Below are 17,070 nucleotides of genomic sequence, written 5' to 3'. Positions count from 1 at the left end.
ATAGCTAGCGTCTCCGGCAGGCGGCGCCGTCCGCCTGCATCACCGCATCTGAAAGTTCCCAATTGCAAGACAACACTTACCGCCACCCGCGCGCGGGCTGGCCGGGGCGGCTCTTTGCCGCGCTCGCCAATTGCACGCGTTTTGCCAAGGTGCGCCAGGCCGTCATGTCGCGCCTGCCCTTCCTCACTTTGCACAGCGACGTGCGCGACGTCGTCTACGTGAGCTGGCTGGTCGACGCAGAGGCAGCACAGCGGCTGCTGCCTGCGGGCGTGACCCTGTGGCAACGCGGCGGCAAGACGCCATTCACGGTGCTGACCTACCGCCACGGGCATTTCGGCCCGGCCCTGCTCGGTCCCTTACGCAAGCTGCTGCCATCTCCGCTGCAAAGCAACTGGCGCTTGTACCTGGACCACACGCCACCGGGCGCGCCGGCCGTGCCCTGCGTGTATTTCTTGAAAAATATCATGGACAGCTTGCCCCATGCGCTGGGCACGCGGCTGTTCAGCGACATCTTGCCGACGCACCTGGCCGCCGGCATGACGCATGAGGTGACGGCCACGCAGGCCCGCTGCAGTATTGCCAGCGGCACCGGCAGCGCTCCGCTGCTCGACGTGCAGGCGGACATCACGGCGGAGCGTGGCCTTGATGCCGACTGGCAAGCGCTGTTCGGCAACTGGCGCGACGCCGCCGCCTTTCTCGCCTGCCAGGATGCGGCCATCGCCCACGTGCCACGCAACGGCAAGCTGGTCTTTGGTGAAATCGACTTGCCCGTTGATGTGGATCAAGTGCAGGCGCTGACGGCCTTGCGCGCCGACTGCGGCTTGCTGGGCCAGCTGCCGCCCCTGTCAACCCCGTTTGCCTTTCTCGTGCCCGAGGTTGCCTTCAAGGCGCTGTCAGAGCGTCTGCTGTAGCGCGGCGGCGCTCGGGTGGACGTACAGGCGCGGCCTGGCCGCCGCGCCGTCGTTCCAGCTTGAACAGGGCCATCGCCTGCTCCAGCTGCAGAGTCTGGTCTTGTAGCGACGCCGAGGCGGCCGCCGATTCTTCCACGAGCGCCGCGTTCTGCTGCGTTACTTCATCCATCTGCGTGACGGCCATGTTGACCTGGCCGATGCCGTGGCTTTGCTCGCGCGAAGCCGAGGCGATCTCTTCCATGATGCCGTGCACGCCCTGCACGGCGCCCAGCATTTCGGCGCTGCTCGCGCCCGCCTGCTGCGCCAGCTTCGCGCCCGCCTCCACCTGCGCCAAAGACGCCGTGATCAATTGGCTGTGCGCCAGGCTGCGCACTTCGCCCGCCACGACGGCAAAGCCGCGACCCTGGTCGCCCGCGCGCGCCGCTTCCACGGCCGCGTTCAAAGCGAGGATATTCGTCTGGAAGGCAATGCCTTCGATAATGCCCGTAATGTCGCCGATCTTCTTCGATGAAGCGTTAATGTCCGCCATCATGCTCACCATCTGGCCGACGAGTTCGCCGCCGCGCCCGGCCAGGCCGTGGACTTTGCCCGCCATGTCGCTCGCTTGCACGGCGTTGCCGCTGTTTTGCTGCACCGTGGCCGCCAGCTGCTCCATGCTCGACGCCGTCTGCTGCAGGGCCGACGCCTGCGCTTCCGTGCGGCCCGACAAGTCCATATTCCCGGCGGCGATTTCCTGGCTGGCCATGCTGATGCGCAGGAAATTGCCGCGCACGTCGCCGACGATGGAGTGCAAATTCACGCGCAGCTGGCGCAAGGAACGCAGCAGCTGCCCCATCTCGTCGCGCCGTGTCGTGTCGAGCTCGCCCGTCAAGTCGCCGCCCGCCATCACGTCACAGGCCTGGCGCGCCTGCTGCAACGGTTGCAGCACGGCGCGGTGCAAACTGTGCCAGAAATACAGGGTCGCGCCCAAGGCCAGCACGGACAGGCCCGTCAGCCAGCCGCCCGCGCCGGCCGGCAGCACGCCCGCATTCCACGCCAGCTGCAGCAGCAATACCAGGCTCAGCAAGCCCAGATTCCAGCCGATGCGCTTGCCCAGCGGCAGGTCGCGCAAGCTCGCCAGCCTGGCCAGCCAGCCCGTGCGCACGGCCGCGCCCTGGCTGATGACAATGCCATCGGCCTGCCCCGCCTTGATGCGCGCGTACAGGGCGGACGCCTGCGCCACCTGCTGGCGCGTCGGCTTGGTGCGCACGGACATGTAGCCGACGGCCACGCCATCCTCGACCACGGGCGTGACGTTCGCGAGCACCCAGTAGTAATCGCCATTCTTGCAGCGGTTTTTCACCATGCCGCTCCACGAGCGCCCCGAGCGGATGGTGGCCCAGAAATCGGCAAACGCCTCGACCGGCATGTCCGGGTGCCGGAGGATGTTTTGCGGCGCACCGATCAATTCTTCCGCGCTGTAACCGCTGACGGCGATGAAATACGGGTTGGCATAGGTGATATTGCCTTGCAAGTCGGTAGTCGAGACGATGGTCTCGGTATCGCTCAAATTGATTTCGGTATCGCTGACGGGAAGATTGAGTCGCATGGTCGGATCCTTGGCTGTAGCCCTTGCTGGCACGGGGGAACGGTCAAATGCGGCACGGCAGCAAGCCGGCTGCAATCTGCACCGATACATTAATTTTAATATTTAATTATTAATTTAAATCGGCAATTTTCACGGAGGAGATTGCCTTGTGGATCTGCAAATATTGCAGGCGGCGGTGTGGCCGCGGGGGATGGCGGGAATGATGCCGGAACAGCGTGGCTGTCCCGGCAGAAAAACGTCTAACGGGGCACGTAGCGCCAGTTGCCACTCTCGAGCATGAAGGTCAGTTCCGTCTTGATGGCTTCCGGACGGCTCGGCACGCTCAATTCCGTATCGCACACGAGGTAGCCCGTCTTGCGCTTGACGTCGCATTCGTTGACGGCCTTGACCTGCATGGTGCTTTGCGCTTCCTGCATCTGCACGTCCTTGGCCGCTTCCGGATTGCGCGCCACTTCTTCCTTGGCCCACGCGCGTATCATCGCTTGCGCCTCGGCTGGAGACGGTCCCGCGAACTTGGCGTTCTTGCGCTCGACGCCGACCCAGGTATCGCCCTCTTTACGCAGAGGCAGTACATTAAAGGCATCGCGCATGCCGGCGCTCATCCCCACCAGGCACACCACTTCGCCCGGCACTTCCTGCGAGTCCTGGCAGCCGGCCAGGCTGGTGACCTTGATGACGAACGGCATGCTCGACTGCGTCTTCGCTTGTGTCTTGGCGACGCCTGCCTGCACGGCGGCGTGAATTTGGTCGAGCGTGGGCATGGTGGCGGCATGGGCCGGCAGGGTGGCGAACAGGGCGGCGGTCAGGGCGATGGAAGTCAGGCGCATGAGTATCGAGTGTAGTGAGCTAAGGCCGGCAGTCTAGCACTTTTGCATAAAAACAGCTGTTTCTATAGAGAATTATCCACGGCATCGGGCGCGAGAAAGGCCCCTCCCGCGTCAACCTGTCCGCGCAGGCGCAAGCCGATGGCCCGCAGCATCTCGACCAGTTCGCGCAGACGCAAGCCCTCCTCCGTCAGCCGGTATTCCACCTTGACGGGCACTTCTGCGTAAATCGTGCGCGTCAGCAAGCCCGCTTCTTCCAGCGCGCGCAAGTCCAGGGTCAGCATGCGCTGCGAGATATTCGGCACGGCGCGGCGGATTTCGCTGAAGCGCTTCGGCCCCGCCATCAGATAGCTGAGCAGCACCACCCGCCAGCGCCCGCCCAGCAAGCGCATCGCTTCCTCCACGGCGCAGCCGGAGACATTGTCTTTCATGGTTCGCTTCCCACCTGGTATAAAAAATGTACCTATACCACATTATTCTGCCTTCTTCCAAATAGTAACCATCGCGATTAGACTGCTCTTCCCTCACCTCATCGGAGTTTGACTTGGAAATCACCCTGATCTACAGCGTGCCGTTCGGCTGCTCGTTTGCCGCCATCGCCGCCCTCGAATGGAGCGGCTTGCCGTATCGTCTGGCTCGCGTGGAAGCGCGCGACCCGGCCAGCAAGCAGCATCCGGCCTTTCTCGCCATCAATCCCCTGAGCCAGACGCCAGCCCTGCTCACGCACACGGGTGCGCCGCTGCTGGAAAGCATGGCGATCCTGCTGCACCTGGCCGCCCGCGCACCAGGCAGCGGCCTGGGCTTTGCACAAGGCACGCCAGACTACGACCGCCTCAACAGCGTGCTGTCCTTTTTGCACACGACGTTTCACGCGGCCTTCATGCCCGCCTTCCAGGCCGCGCGCGCGTCACCGGACGATGCGCGCGTGGCCGTCTGGCGCGAGATGGCCGTCGAGAAGGTGAACAAAAGCCTGGCCCACCTGGAGCGCCTGCTCGAGGGCCGCACTTGGCTGGCATCGGACACGGCGCCCACCATCGCCGACGCCTACCTGGCCGCCACGGCGCGCTGGGCCGAACCGCTGCAGCTGGCCAGCCTGGCCGATTATCCGAACACGGCGCGCGTGCTGGCCGCGCTGGAACAAGACTCCGGCATCCGCTTTGCCCACGCCATCGAAGACGGCGTGCCGGCCACCAGCCGGGGCGGTTTCCTGGGGCACGTGGCGCTCGACCAACTGGCACTGCAGGCCGGCTAACCGGCGGTCAACTCCCGCAGCAGGCGCGTCTTTATTGCTATGATGTCGGGCTGCCGGCGGTACAGCCGGCCACGTCAATACCATATCGATAACGTCGCAATATAAAACGGGAGTTTGAATGAGTTTACGTCTGCTGCTCTTGGGAGCATTCAGTGCCGCCATGGCCACCACTGCCGCCGTGCCGGCATTGGCCGCGCCGCGCGGTTTCACCGTGGAAGACATGGTGGCCATGGAACGCGTGGGCAGCCCCGTGCTGTCGCCGGACGCCACGCGCGTCGTCTACACGGTGCGCACCACCAACCTGGACAAGAACCGCGGCAATACGCAGCTGTGGATGATCGACCTGCGCGCGCCGAACGCGGCACCACGCCAGCTCACGCGCGGCGACGCCAGCGCCAGCGACCCGCAATGGTCGCCGAACGGCGACGCCATCTACTTCCTGTCTGGCCGCTCCGGCTCCTCGCAAGTGTGGCAACTGCCCCTGAACGGCGGCGAAGCGGCCAAGGTCACCGACCTGGCGCTGGACGTCGACACCTACCGTTTGTCGCCGCAGGGCGACCGCCTGGCCTTCAGCATGGGCGTCTTCCTCGATTGCGCGGACCTCGCCTGCACGAAAAAGCGCCTCGATGACAAAGCCAGGAACAAGGCGAGCGGCATGGTCTACGACCAGATGTTCGTGCGCCACTGGGATACCTGGGCCGATGGCCGCCGCAATGCGCTGTACTCGGCGCCGATCGATTCGACCGGCAAGGTCAGCGCCGCACCCGTCAGCCTGAGCGGCACCCTCGACGGCGACGCGCCTTCGAAACCATTCGGCGACAACGGCGAATACCACTTCAGCCCGGACGGCAAGACAGTGGCCTTCTCCGTGCGCGTGGCCGGCCGCACGGAATCGTGGTCGACCAACTTCGACGTCTACACGATTCCCGCCGCCGGCGGCCAGGCGCCGCGCAACCTCACGGCCGACAATCCGGCCTGGGACGCGAAAGCCACCTACTCGCCCGATGGCCGCACCCTCGCCTATGTCGCCATGACCAAGCCGGGCTTCGAAGCGGACCGTTTTCATCTGGTGCTGATGGATGTCGCCACCGGCAAGAAGCGCACCGTGGCCGACGACTGGGACCGTTCCGTGGCCGACTTCCGCTGGACGCCGGACGGCAAGGCCTTCCTCGTTTCCGCCGATGACGTGGGCCAGCACCGTCTGTTCCACATCGACGCGGCCAGCGGCAAGGTCGCAGCGCTGACGGGCAAGGGCGCCGTGGGCGACTTCGACGTACGCGGCAACACCATCGTGCTGGCGCAAGCCAACCTGGCCTCGGGCGCGCAGCTGTACACGCGCAAACTCGACGCGAAGTCGGAAAACGCGCCGATGGTGCAGTTGACGAAACAGAACGCGGCAGCCCTGGCCGACGTGCGCTTCGGCGAATATGAACAGTTCTCGTTCGCCGGCGCGAATGGCGAGACCGTCTACGGCCACGTCATGAAGCCATGGAATGCCAAGGCCGGTGAAAAATATCCAGTCGCTTTCCTCGTTCACGGCGGCCCGCAAGGCAGCTTCGGCAACAGCTGGAGCTACCGCTGGAATCCGCAAGTGTATGCGGGCGCCGGCTACGCCACCGTCTTCATCGACTTCCACGGTTCGACCGGCTATGGCCAGAAGTTCACGGACTCCATCAGCGGCGACTGGGGCGGCAAGCCGCTGGTCGACTTGCAGAAGGGCCTGGAAGCGGCCACCAAGAAATTCCCGTGGCTGGACCGCGAGCGCAGCTGCGCGCTGGGCGCCTCGTACGGCGGCTACATGATGAACTGGATCGCCGGTAACTGGCCAGACGGCTTCAAGTGCCTGGTCAACCACGATGGCGTGTTCGACAACCGCGGCATGGCTTACGCGACGGAAGAACTGTGGTTCACGGAATGGGAAAACGGCGGCCCGTACTACGACGCACCGGCCAAGCACGAGCAGTTCAATCCCGTGAACTTCGTGAAAAACTGGAAGACGCCGATGCTGGTGGTCCAGGGCGACCTTGATTTCCGCATCCCGACCGCGCAAGGCCTGGGCACCTTCACGGCGCTGCAGCGCCAGGGCATCCCGAGCAAGCTGCTGGTCTTCCCGGACGAAAACCACTGGGTACTGAAACCGGCCAATTCGCTGCTGTGGCATCACACCGTTTTGGATTGGTTGAATACCTACACGAAAAAATAACCAATAAAGCAAAATCAGGGGTCAGACCCGGCGGGTCTGACCCCAGCTCTACGCTAGCCGCACAGCTCACGCCTGCGGCTTTTTTACGTCCGTCAAACTACATCAATACGTACTGAGCGCCTTGGCAAACTTCACGATCCACAAGCGGCTTGGACGCTCGCGGTCGTCGCCGCGGGCCACGCGGATGGTGTTGGCGGCGTTGCAGCCGGCCGCGCTGCTCGTGACGATGGTGCCGTTCGCATCGACCGTGCACTTGGTCACGTCGGCGCCATCGACTTCCACGCCATTCGCGTCAAAGACCTTGGTTTTCAAGCCGAAGTCATTGTCGTTGGCCAGCGCAATGGTGGAGTCGTCGATCAGGGTCAGGCCCTCGGCCTTTTCCGCCGCCCAGCCGATGGCGTTCAAGTCCAGCAGCACGGTTTTCTTCAACGGCGTGACGGCCGTCCAGTCGGCGCCATTGACGGCTGCGCCACCCATGCTGCTTTTTTCCAGATCCGACGTCGCCGCGTTGAAGGCGGCGGCCGCGATGTCCGTGGCACCCTTCAGTTCGACCAGCATCAGTTTATTGAACACCTTGCCCGACGGCGCGGCGCCCTGCTCGATGACGAGGAATTTGCCGCCACCCAGCGCCACCATGTCGCCCAGCTTGGCGTTGCCCGTGCGGCCATCCTGGTAGTCGGCCGCATTCAGCGGATACGCATACATCTTGCCGCTGGTGCCCGTCACCGGGTCGAATTCGATCCAGCGCGTGAAGCGGGCGAAGCGCTCGACCTGTTCATTCTTCTTCGTCACCGAATACGGCGCAGTACCGTCGGACAGGGGGCTTTGCAGGAACGCATACAGCTTGTCGTTGCTCGTATCAAGCGTCATGCCTTCCATGCCGCGGTTGGCGCGGCGCTTGGCGAACAGCGCCGGCAAGCCCTTGCCCGGCTCGTACTTGGCCTGGATGATGCCCGTGGCCGCGTCGATCCTGACGATGAACGGACCGTATTCGTCGGACACCCACAGCGCGTTGCGCTTGGTATCGACGACGATGGACTCCGAATCGAGACCGCCGGCATTGAAGACAGCCTTGCCTGCCGCGTCGAACTTCATCGCATCCATGACGGGAATCTCGGCCGAATTGCCGACGGCGCCCACGGGCACGGGCAAGCCCGAGCTGTTGACGGTGGCCGATACCTTGATCGGCGTCGAGGAACTCAGGACGGCGCCGTTCTTGCCCACCGTGAGCACGCCGAACGAAGGCGTGAAGCTCGGTGACGGGAATATCTTGCTGCCGATGGTGCCCTTGCCCGATGGATCGGGCACCAGCGGGCCGTCGCCGTTCGGACCGCGGTCCGTCAAGCCATAGAATTCCAGGTCGCCCGCCGCATTCTTGCCCTTGTAGGCCAGGCCTGAACCATACGATGGCAAAAAGCCGTTCGGGAATTCGCCCTTGATCTTGGCGTTCGCGCCTTCGTACGGCACGTAGAACTTGCTGTCCGCCTGGATCTGGTAGCGCGTCACGGTGACTTTCACTTCGCCGACCGGGTTGGCTTGCGTGAGCGCCTCGTTGACGGGCCCGCCCGCTTTCGAGGCCAGCGTGTCTTCGAAATGCTCGCGCACGAGGGCGCGGCGTTCCGCATCGACCGTGCGGCCGGCGAACTTCGCGCCCACGGCAGTCAAATGCGCGGACAGGGCCGCGTTGAAGACGGCCGGGACGGCGGCAAAGTCCAAGGTCTTGCCGGCCAGCGCGGCCTTCACTTCCGCCGTCAGCTTGATGCCGTTCGACGGATCGCTGTCCTCGTCCAGCAATTGCAGCGCCAGCAGGCGGTTGACGACCTTGTCGTCCGCCACGTTGGTGCTGGCGGCCAGCGCCAGCGGCGTGACGACGGGGCCGCATGCGGCCGAACCCAGGGCCAGGCCGCCCACGCTGAAGGCTACCGTATCGCCCGGGTTGCAAATGAACTCGCCCTTGGCATTGGTGCTGGCCTTGGCCGCGCTGCCGGCCACGTAATCAAGCCCTTCCACCGCGCCGTCGAGGAACACGCCCGTCTGCGCCACGGGCTTGGCCGGCTCATTGTGGCTGTCGCTGCCGCCACAGGCGGCCAGGGCCAGGCCGGCGGCGATCGCCAGCAGGGTCAGTTTCGGGGTGGACGTTACGGCAGTCTTCATGCATTCCTCGGCTAGGGTGGGATTGAAGCCGTGGAGGATAACTGCTCAAAGTGACAAGCCCATGACAGGTATCACGGCGGTGGCGTATCCGCAACAGGCCCGCCGATACCGCCAAAGCGCCCATCGGCCTGGCGCCGGAATTCCTTCGGCGTGACGCCCTTCACCTGTAAAAAGCGCCGGTTGAAATTGGCCACGTTCTGGAAACCCACGTCGTAGCAGACGTTGGACACGTATTGATCCGTATCCATCAGCAGCTGGCAAGCCTTGTTGATGCGCAGGCGGTTCATGAAATCCGTAAAGCTGTTGCCCGTCGCCTTGCGGAAAAAGCGCGAGAATTTACTCAGCGACATGCCCACCTGCTCGGCCAGCATTTCCGCCGAAATCGGCTCGCGGTAATTGTCCGTGATGTAGTTGAGGACGGAATTGACCTTGGCCAGGGTGGCGTCATCGTCGTAGGAACGCAGGGAGGCGCTCGACAGCAAGCGGTAGTTGGCCGTGCGCGCCAGCTTGCTCATTAATTGCACGAATTCGGCGAAGCGCTCGGCGCCGTGCGTGGCGCGGATGCGCGCCAGGTGCCGCTCGGCCTCGTGGCCCATGTCGAAAAACTCCACGCCATAGCTGGAGCGTTCGAGCAGCGGCAGCAGCTCGCGCAATTCGGGAATGACGCGCGCGGCAGCGGCCAGCGGCGCGTGGGCGAATTGCACGATCATGTCGCGCAGGGCCACGCCGCCTTCCGGCATCACGTTGGATATCCAGTTGTGCGGCAGGCGCGGTCCCGTCAGCACCAGGTGGCCCGGTGAAAACTCGCCGATATAGTCGCCCACGAACAAGCGCCCGCTGGTGGCGACGATCAGGTGCAGCTCATACTCTTCATGGCAGTGCCAGCGCACGCGCGAGCTGGGATAACCATGTTCCAGGTAATTGATGATGCCGTCGTAGCTTTCGCGTTCCAGTTCGGGCGCCTTGCGCTCGCTGTCCTTCTGCCATCGGTATTCCATGCTTGTCTCTCCCAGGCTGTCCCCGCCTGTGCCATCCAATGTACCTCAAAAAGCGTCACTCGCCAAAGCGGCCCAGCGCCTGCTGGCGAAATTCCTTCGGCGTCATGCCCTTCAATTCCAGGAAGCGGCGGTTGAAATTGGCCACGTTATTGAACCCCGCCTCGTAGCAGATGTTGCTGACATAGCGCTCCGTCTCCATCAGCAGCTGGCACGCCTTGTTGATGCGTAGGCGGTTGACGAAGTCTGTGAAGCTGTTGCCCGTGGCGTGGCGAAAGAAGCGCGAAAACGTCCGCTCGGGCATGTCCACCTGCTCGGCCAGCTGCTTCAGCGAGAACTGGCTGCTGTAATTGTGCACGATGAAGTTGATGGCGGAACTGATGCGCGCCAACGCCACGTCGTCGTCGCTCGACTGCATGGGCACCGTCGACAGCAGTTGGTAGTCGCTGGTCTGCGCCAGCTCGCCCAGCAAGGTCAAAAATTCGATGAAGCGCGGCAGGCCGCTGCTGTCGCGGATGCGCCGGAAGCGCCGCAGCGACAGCTCGCTGACCCCAAAGAATTCCACGCCGTGCAAGGCGCGCTGCAGCAGCGGGAAAACATCCTTCAATTCGGGAATGGCGGCGGCCATCGACGCCAGCGGCGCATGCGAAAACTGGACCACCATGTCGCGCAAGGCCACGCCTTCGGGCGGCGTGTCGAGCGAGACCCAGTTGTGCGGCACGCGCGGCCCCGTCAGCACCAGGTGGCCAGGCGTGAACTGGCCGATATAGTCGCCGACAAAGACCTTGCCGCTGCTCTCGACGATCAGGTGCAGTTCGTACTCGTCATGGTAATGCCAGCGCACCAGCGCATTCGGAAAGCCGTGCTCGAGGTAGCGGATGAAGCCGAAACTGCCTTTCGGCTCGAAGCCGGGCGTGGCGTCGCGCTGCTGTTCCAGCTCCATCTGCGGCAGTGTGGCATCGGCCTTGCGTGGCATGGCGCGCCCTCCCCGTCAGGCGACGATCTGTTCCAGCGCCCCGCGCGCACCCAGTCCATACAGGCTGGCCAGCGCTTGCGCCACCGCCTGCGTGAACGCTGGCGTGTCGCTCAAGTCGCCGAACAGCTCGCGCAGGGACAGCAGCGCCGCGGCGTCCGCGCCGCCCTGCAGCGCCAGCGCGCGCAGACGCACCGCATACGGGTCGTTCAGCGGCATCTCGCGCCCCTGCTCGTCATGGCCTTCCAGGTAGCGGAACCAGCAGGCCACGGTAAACGCCAGCAGCTTGATGGCGCCGCCCTGCGCCAGCGCTTCGCGCACGGACGGCAGCACGAATTTCGGGATGCGCGCGGAGCCCTCCGTGCCGATGCGCGCCAGCTGGTCGCGCACGGCCGGATTCGAAAAGCGCTCGATCAGGGTATCTTTATAGCGGGCCAGGTCGATGCCTTCCACTTCGTCCAGCAGCGGCGTGACCTCGTCATCCATCATGCGCCGCACGAGCGCGCGGATGCCAGGATCACCCATCGCTTCGTGCGCAAACGTGTAACCGAGCTGCATGCCGATGTAGCACAGTGCCTGGTGGCTGGCATTCAAGAGGCGCAGCTTCATCTTTTCATACGGCAGCACGTCGTGCGTCATCTGCGCGCCCACCTTTTCCCAGGCCGGCCGGCCCTGCGGGAACTCGTCTTCGATGACCCACTGGCGGAATGGCTCGCACACGACGGGCCAGGCGTCGATGATGCCGAAGCTGTCGCGCACGAGCGCCCGGTGTTCATCGGTGGTGGCCGGCGTGATGCGGTCGACCATGCTGTTGGGGAAGCTGCCATCGGTGGCCAGCCAGCGCGCCAGCTCAAGGTCGCGCAGGGCGAGAAAGGCCAGCAGCATCTTGCGCGTGACGTCGCCATTGTTTTGCAGGTTATCGCAGGACATGATGGTAAACGGCGCCAGGCCCCGCTCGCGGCGCAGGGCCAGCGCGGCGGCCAGGTAGCCGAACGAGCAGCGCGGCGATTCCGGATGCGCCAGTTCATGCACGATGTCGGGGTGGGCCGCATCGAATTCGCCCGTGCCCTGGTTCACATAATAACCGCCCTCGGTGATGGTCAGCGCGACGATGCGCGTGCCGGGGTCGGCCAGCTTTTCCAGCACGGCTTGCGGGTCGTCGAGCGCGTACAGGTACTCGCCGACGCAGCCGATGATGCGGGCAGAGTCGCCCGCCGCGCTGCGCTCGACCACCGTGTACAAGCCATCTTGCGACCGCATGGCGTCGCGCATGGCCGCATCAATCGCCAGCAAGCCCACGCCGCAGTATCCCCATTCCACGTTGCCGGGCAAGGCCAGCAAATCGTCGAGGTAGACGGCCTGGTGGGCGCGGAAAAAGCCGCCCACGCCGATATGCACGATGCTGGGCACGAGCGTCTCGCGCACGTATGCGGGCACGGCCACGTCCGCTGGCAGTTGCGCCAGCTTGGCCTGTTTCAGTTCAATGGCGCTCATTTCAAACTCCCTTGGCGGCAGCATAGGTCTTGCCGGCGCGGTCAAAATAATGGACGAAGCCCGGCTCGAATGTCAAATGCGTCTGCTGGCCAGGCTGCAGGCTGCTGCGCTCGGCGCCGCGCGAGACTACCTGCACGTTGTTCGGCAGGCGCACATAGGTCAGGGTTTCCACGCCCAAGGACTCCACCAGGTCGACGGTGACGGGCACGCTGCCCGGCTGCGCCGCACCCAGGTGCACGTGCTCGGGGCGGATGCCGACAAAGCCATCGGCCTGCGCCGCGCTGCCCGCCTGCGCCAGCAACTGCGGCGCCGCATCGGCCGGCACCACGTTCATGCTGGGCGTGCCGATGAATTGCGCGACAAAGCGGTTGGCGGGGCGGTCATACAGTTCCAATGGCGAGCCATGCTGCTCGATCTGCCCGTCGCGCAGCACCACGACCCGGTCGGCCAGGGTCATCGCTTCGACCTGGTCATGCGTGACATAGATGGTGGTGGCGCCCAGTTCGCGGTGCAGCTTGGCGATCTCGATGCGCGTCTGCACGCGCAGGGCCGCGTCGAGGTTCGACAGCGGTTCATCGAACAGGAACACTTTCGGATCGCGCACGATGGCGCGGCCGATGGCCACACGTTGGCGCTGGCCGCCCGACAGTTCCTTCGGCGTGCGCTCCAGGTATTTCCCCAGGTCGAGGATGGCGGCCGCCTTGTCGACTTTCTCGCGGATGATGGCCGGATCGACGCCGGCCAGCTTCAGCGCAAACGACATGTTCTGGAACACCGTCATGTGCGGATACAGCGCATACGATTGAAAGACCATCGCCAGGTCGCGCTTGGACGATGGCAGGGCCGTGATGTCGCGCCCGTCGAGCGACAGCTTGCCGCCGTCGATCGGTTCCAGGCCTGCGATCAGGCGCAGCAGGGTGGACTTGCCGCAGCCGGACGGCCCGACGAAGACGACGAACTCGCCCTGTTGGATTTCCAGGTCGATGCCCTTGATGGCGCGGTGCTCGCCAAAGAATTTTTCGATATTGCTCAGTTGAAGGTAAGCCATGATTGTGTCTCTATTCTGTAGTTTATTTGACTGCGCCGAAGGTCATCCCCTGGACCAACTGTTTTTGGCAGAACCAGCCCAGCGCCATGATGGGCGCAATCGCCATCAGCGACGCGGCCGACAATTTGGCCCAGAACAGGCCTTCCGGGCTCGAATACGAGGCGATGAGCCAGGCCAGGGTGCCCGCGTTGGACGCGCCCAGGTTCAGCGACCAGAACGATTCATTCCACGACCACACCATGCAGACCAGCGCCGTGGACGCGATGCCGCCCACGGACAAGGGCAGCACGACGTGGCGGAATTCATCCCACACGGTGGCGCCATCCATGCGCGACGCTTCGAGGATTTCGCGCGGCAGCTCCTTCATGCTCGTGTACAGCAGCCAGATCATGATGGGCAAATTCATCAGCATGAACATGATGGTCAGGCCGATGCGCGTGTCGAGCAGGCCGAAGTACTGGTAGCAGATATAGATCGGCATCAGGGCGCCCACGCCGGGCATGTAGCGCGAGCTGAGCATGAATTTCAGCAAGCCAATGGTGCCGCCCGTGGGAAAGAACGCCATCGAATACGCAGCCGGGATGGCGATCAAGAGGCCAATGGCCGTCGACAGCACGCTGGTAAACAGCGAGTTCCACGCGTAGCCGAAGTAGTTGTCGCGCGCCAGCACTTCGCGGAAGCTGTCCAGGGTCGGCGTGAAGAACAGCAGCGGCGGCGTGGAAATGGCTTGCCCTTCCGTCTTGAAGGCCATCAGGCCCAGCCAGAAAATGGGAAAGAACAGCAGCAGCGCGAACAGCCAGGCGGCGGCTGTGCGGCCGTATAGATTGAGTTTGCTATGCATCAGGGTCTCCTTATTTCGACAGATTCTTGCCGATGACGCGCATCAGGAAGAAGGCGGCGATGTTGGCGATGAGCACGGCGAACAGGGCGCCGGCCGAGGCCGCTCCCACGTCATACGACAGCAGCGCCTGCTGATAGATCATGAAGGTGATGGTGGTCGTGTCGAAGCCGGGACCGCCGCCCGTCGTGGTAAAGATTTCCGCAAAGATCGACAGCAGGAAAATCATTTCGATCATCAGCACCACCGAGACGGCGCGGCCCAGGTGGGGGATGTAGAGGTAGCGCAACTGCTGCAGATAGGTGGCGCCATCCATGCGCGCCGCTTCCAGCTGCTCGCGGTCCATCGATTGCAGGGCCGTCATGAAGATCAGGCAGGCAAACGGTAGCCATTGCCACGAGACCATCATGATGATGGAAAACAGCGGGTGGGCCGACAGCCAGTCGACGGGCGTGGCGCCAAAGAACAGACTGATCTGCGCGAACAGGCCGTAGATCGGGTTGAGCAGCATGTTCTTCCACATCAGGGCATTCACGGCCGGCATGATGAGGAAAGGCGAAATCAGGAGCACGCGCACGATGGCGCGCCCCGGGAACGCTTCATTGATCAGCAGCCCCAGCGCCGTGCCCAGCACCACCGTGACCAGCATGACGGAAAACAGCAGGGTAAACGTGTTCTGCAAGGCCGGCAGGAACGAGGCATCGGTAAAGAAAAAGTGGAAATTGGCCAGCCCATGGAAAGGATGGCCGCTCGGATCGAGCATGGAATAGCGCACGAACGCGTAATACAAGGTGATCAGCAGCGGGATCACGGAAATGACGGAGACGGCGACCACGGCCGGCGTCAGCAAAGTCCGGGGGATAATGCGTTTCATAGTGTTCTCTTGGGGCAAGGGGAAATCTGGGGTCAGACCCGGCGGGTCTGACCCCTGCTTTACGCCGTTGGGGTAAGCAAACTACTCGACAAGAACGCTGCGTTATTTGTAGTAGCCGCCCTTGCGCATTTCTCTTTCCGCCGTCTGCTGCGACAACTCCAGCGCCTGGTCCACCGTCACCTTGCCCAGCAGCGCTGCCGCCATCTGCTGGCCTGCCGCCACGCCGATTACCTGGAATTCGGGAATCGAGGCGAATTGCACGCCCACATATGGCGATGGCGGCAAGGTGCTTTGCACGGCGCGCGTGGTGGCCAGGGCCTTGCCTTCGGCGGCGGCAAATTTCGCCACTTTCTGGAACTCGGGGCTCGCATACGTCGACTTGCGCGTACCCGTCGGCACGTTGGCCCAGCTCGTTTCTTTGGCCACCAGCTTCACGTAATCGGGCGAGGTGGCCCAGTTGATGAAGCGCTGCGCTTCATTCGGGTGCTTCGAGCTTGCAGGAATCGCCAGCGACCAGATCCACAGCCAGTTCGCGCCCCGCTCCGTCACGCCGACGGGCGACTGGGCAAACGCCACCTTGTCGGCCACCTTGCTTTGCTTGGGATCCGTGATGAACGAGGCGGCGATCGTCGCGTCGATCCAGATGCCGCACTTGCCCTGGTTGAACAGGGCCAGGTTTTCATTGAAGCTGTTGGCGGCCGCGCCCGGCGGGCCGTATTTCTTCATCAGGTCGACGTACATGGTGACCGCGTCCTTCCACGGCTTGCTGGTAAATTGCGGCTTCCATTTCATGTCGAACAGCTGGCCGCCGTAGGAATTGGCCATGGTGGTGATCAGCGCCATGTTGTCGCCCCAGCCCGGCTTGCCGCGCAGGCAGATGCCGTACACGCCGTTGGCCGGATCGTGCAGCTTGGCCGCCACGTCGCGCAGCTGGTTCCAGGACGGGCGGTCCTCGATCGTCACGCCCGCTTTTTTCACCAGGTCGCTGCGGTACATGATCATCGAACTTTCGCCATAGAACGGCGACGCATACAGCTTGCCGTCGCCGGACAGTCCTTCGCGGATGGCGGGCAGCAAGTCGTCGATATCGTATTTGGCGTCCGGCTTGATGGGAATCAGCCAGTTTTTCTTGCCCCAGATGGGCGTTTCATACAGGCCGATGGTCATCACGTCGAACTGGCCGCCCTTGGTGGCGATATCGGTGGTCATACGCTGGCGCAAGACGCCCTCTTCCAGGGTCACCCATTTGAGCTTGATGTCGGGATTGGCCTGCTCGAAGAACTTGCCGAGCTTTTGCATTTCGATCATGTGGCCGTTGTTGACGGTGGCGATGACCAGGTCGGTGGCGGCAAAAGCGGACGAGCTGAGGCAGCCGGCGATCAGCGCGGCAATGGCGGAACGTTTCATTGTGTGTCTCCAGTGTTTTTTGTCGTTGGCAATGCCCGATTACTTGGCACCACGACCACAATGTAGCACCGGCCTTTGATACTTTCTGATACTCCAAAACCGCAATTCGATACTCTTTTGCAAGCCCGCCATGCGCAAGAGTATCGATATGTGACAAAAACAACACTCTGAAAGAAAGTATCAGTACTTGCACGTTTTGTATCAGGGTGGTCAAAAAAGCGCTGCTAGACTTGGTTTTCGGCATTAGACCGTGTGCGGTGGCCGCCTTCCGGGGCATCACCGCTACCACCAACATTCTTCTGGAGACCGCATGAATCGCACTGCATTGAAAACTTTACCTGCCCTGCTGCTGGCCATCGCCAGCGCTTCCGCCATGGCCGACCCGATGTACCCAAGCGATGCCGAAGGCTTCCACGGCTACCTGCGCGCTGGCGCCGGCAGCAATACCTCGGGCGACGGCGGTTCGCAAGGCTGCTTCGGCCTCGGTGGCAACACCATGAAATATCGTC

At 63.4% G+C, this 17,070-nt stretch carries 14 protein-coding genes and 1 pseudogene; 4 read left to right on the top strand and 11 right to left on the bottom strand.

The window, feature by feature from the left end:
• The first annotated feature begins 62 nt into the window (after positions 1 to 62).
• Positions 63 to 911: a DUF2071 domain-containing protein gene (locus tag JAB6_RS27940; RefSeq protein ID WP_070306109.1), complete on the top strand. Its 849-nt coding sequence runs from the start codon at positions 63 to 65 to the stop codon at positions 909 to 911.
• On the opposite strand, the gene JAB6_RS27935 is transcribed toward JAB6_RS27940, so the two are convergent.
• From JAB6_RS27935 to JAB6_RS27925, 3 genes are all read right to left on the bottom strand, one after another.
• Positions 883 to 2,499, bottom strand: coding sequence for a PAS domain-containing methyl-accepting chemotaxis protein (locus JAB6_RS27935; RefSeq protein ID WP_070306107.1), 1,617 nt, complete (start codon positions 2,497 to 2,499; stop codon positions 883 to 885). The two genes, JAB6_RS27940 and JAB6_RS27935, sit on opposite strands and share 29 nt — an antisense overlap.
• Before the next feature lie 239 nt (positions 2,500 to 2,738).
• Positions 2,739 to 3,326 (bottom strand): hypothetical protein, encoded by a 588-nt coding sequence (locus tag JAB6_RS27930; protein ID WP_070306105.1) that lies wholly within the window; start codon positions 3,324 to 3,326, stop codon positions 2,739 to 2,741.
• A gap of 62 nt (positions 3,327 to 3,388) precedes the next feature.
• The gene (locus tag JAB6_RS27925) at positions 3,389 to 3,754 is read right to left on the bottom strand and encodes a helix-turn-helix domain-containing protein (protein ID WP_070306103.1); all 366 of its coding nucleotides are present in this window, start codon (positions 3,752 to 3,754) and stop codon (positions 3,389 to 3,391) included.
• Between the two features lie 113 nt (positions 3,755 to 3,867).
• Here JAB6_RS27925 and JAB6_RS27920 point away from each other — a divergent pair, with 113 nt between their 5' ends.
• Both JAB6_RS27920 and JAB6_RS27915 read left to right on the top strand, forming a co-directional pair.
• On the top strand, positions 3,868 to 4,575 hold the full coding sequence (locus JAB6_RS27920) for a glutathione S-transferase family protein (RefSeq protein WP_070306101.1): 708 nt from the start codon (positions 3,868 to 3,870) through the stop codon (positions 4,573 to 4,575).
• 160 nt (positions 4,576 to 4,735) lie between these two features.
• Positions 4,736 to 6,778 (top strand): S9 family peptidase, encoded by a 2,043-nt coding sequence (locus tag JAB6_RS27915; RefSeq protein ID WP_175444633.1) that lies wholly within the window; start codon positions 4,736 to 4,738, stop codon positions 6,776 to 6,778.
• A 102-nt stretch (positions 6,779 to 6,880) separates the two neighbouring features.
• On the opposite strand, the gene JAB6_RS27910 is transcribed toward JAB6_RS27915, so the two are convergent.
• The 8 genes from JAB6_RS27910 to JAB6_RS27875 all read right to left on the bottom strand — a co-directional run bounded on the left by JAB6_RS27910 (position 6,881) and on the right by JAB6_RS27875 (position 16,561).
• Positions 6,881 to 8,932, bottom strand: coding sequence for an esterase-like activity of phytase family protein (locus JAB6_RS27910; protein WP_070306097.1), 2,052 nt, complete (start codon positions 8,930 to 8,932; stop codon positions 6,881 to 6,883).
• Between the two features lie 71 nt (positions 8,933 to 9,003).
• On the bottom strand, positions 9,004 to 9,930 hold the full coding sequence (locus JAB6_RS27905; RefSeq protein WP_070306095.1) for an AraC family transcriptional regulator: 927 nt from the start codon (positions 9,928 to 9,930) through the stop codon (positions 9,004 to 9,006).
• A 55-nt stretch (positions 9,931 to 9,985) separates the two neighbouring features.
• The gene (locus JAB6_RS27900; RefSeq protein WP_070306093.1) at positions 9,986 to 10,903 is read right to left on the bottom strand and encodes an AraC family transcriptional regulator; all 918 of its coding nucleotides are present in this window, start codon (positions 10,901 to 10,903) and stop codon (positions 9,986 to 9,988) included.
• 15 nt (positions 10,904 to 10,918) lie between these two features.
• The gene (locus tag JAB6_RS27895; RefSeq protein ID WP_070306092.1) at positions 10,919 to 12,394 is read right to left on the bottom strand and encodes a mannitol dehydrogenase family protein; all 1,476 of its coding nucleotides are present in this window, start codon (positions 12,392 to 12,394) and stop codon (positions 10,919 to 10,921) included.
• 1 nt (position 12,395) lies between these two features.
• Positions 12,396 to 13,442, bottom strand: coding sequence for an ABC transporter ATP-binding protein (locus JAB6_RS27890; RefSeq protein ID WP_070306091.1), 1,047 nt, complete (start codon positions 13,440 to 13,442; stop codon positions 12,396 to 12,398).
• A gap of 22 nt (positions 13,443 to 13,464) precedes the next feature.
• Positions 13,465 to 14,283, bottom strand: a complete 819-nt coding sequence (locus tag JAB6_RS27885) for a carbohydrate ABC transporter permease (RefSeq protein ID WP_034777945.1) — start codon at positions 14,281 to 14,283, stop codon at positions 13,465 to 13,467.
• 10 nt (positions 14,284 to 14,293) lie between these two features.
• A complete protein-coding gene (locus JAB6_RS27880; protein ID WP_070306090.1) occupies positions 14,294 to 15,154 on the bottom strand; it encodes a carbohydrate ABC transporter permease in 861 nt (286 codons plus the stop codon).
• Between the two features lie 102 nt (positions 15,155 to 15,256).
• Entirely contained in the window at positions 15,257 to 16,561 is a 1,305-nt protein-coding gene (locus JAB6_RS27875) for a sugar ABC transporter substrate-binding protein (RefSeq protein WP_070306089.1), read from the bottom strand.
• A 310-nt stretch (positions 16,562 to 16,871) separates the two neighbouring features.
• Between JAB6_RS27875 and JAB6_RS27870 the strand changes: the two are divergent.
• Positions 16,872 to 17,070, top strand: a pseudogene (locus JAB6_RS27870) (carbohydrate porin); the annotation flags it as partial.

The organism is Janthinobacterium sp. HH104 (assembly GCF_001758715.1).
Classification (GTDB): domain Bacteria; phylum Pseudomonadota; class Gammaproteobacteria; order Burkholderiales; family Burkholderiaceae_D; genus Janthinobacterium; species Janthinobacterium aestuarii.
Note: the sequence above shows the minus strand (reverse complement) of the source record. Positions and strands in the feature narration are given on the sequence as shown.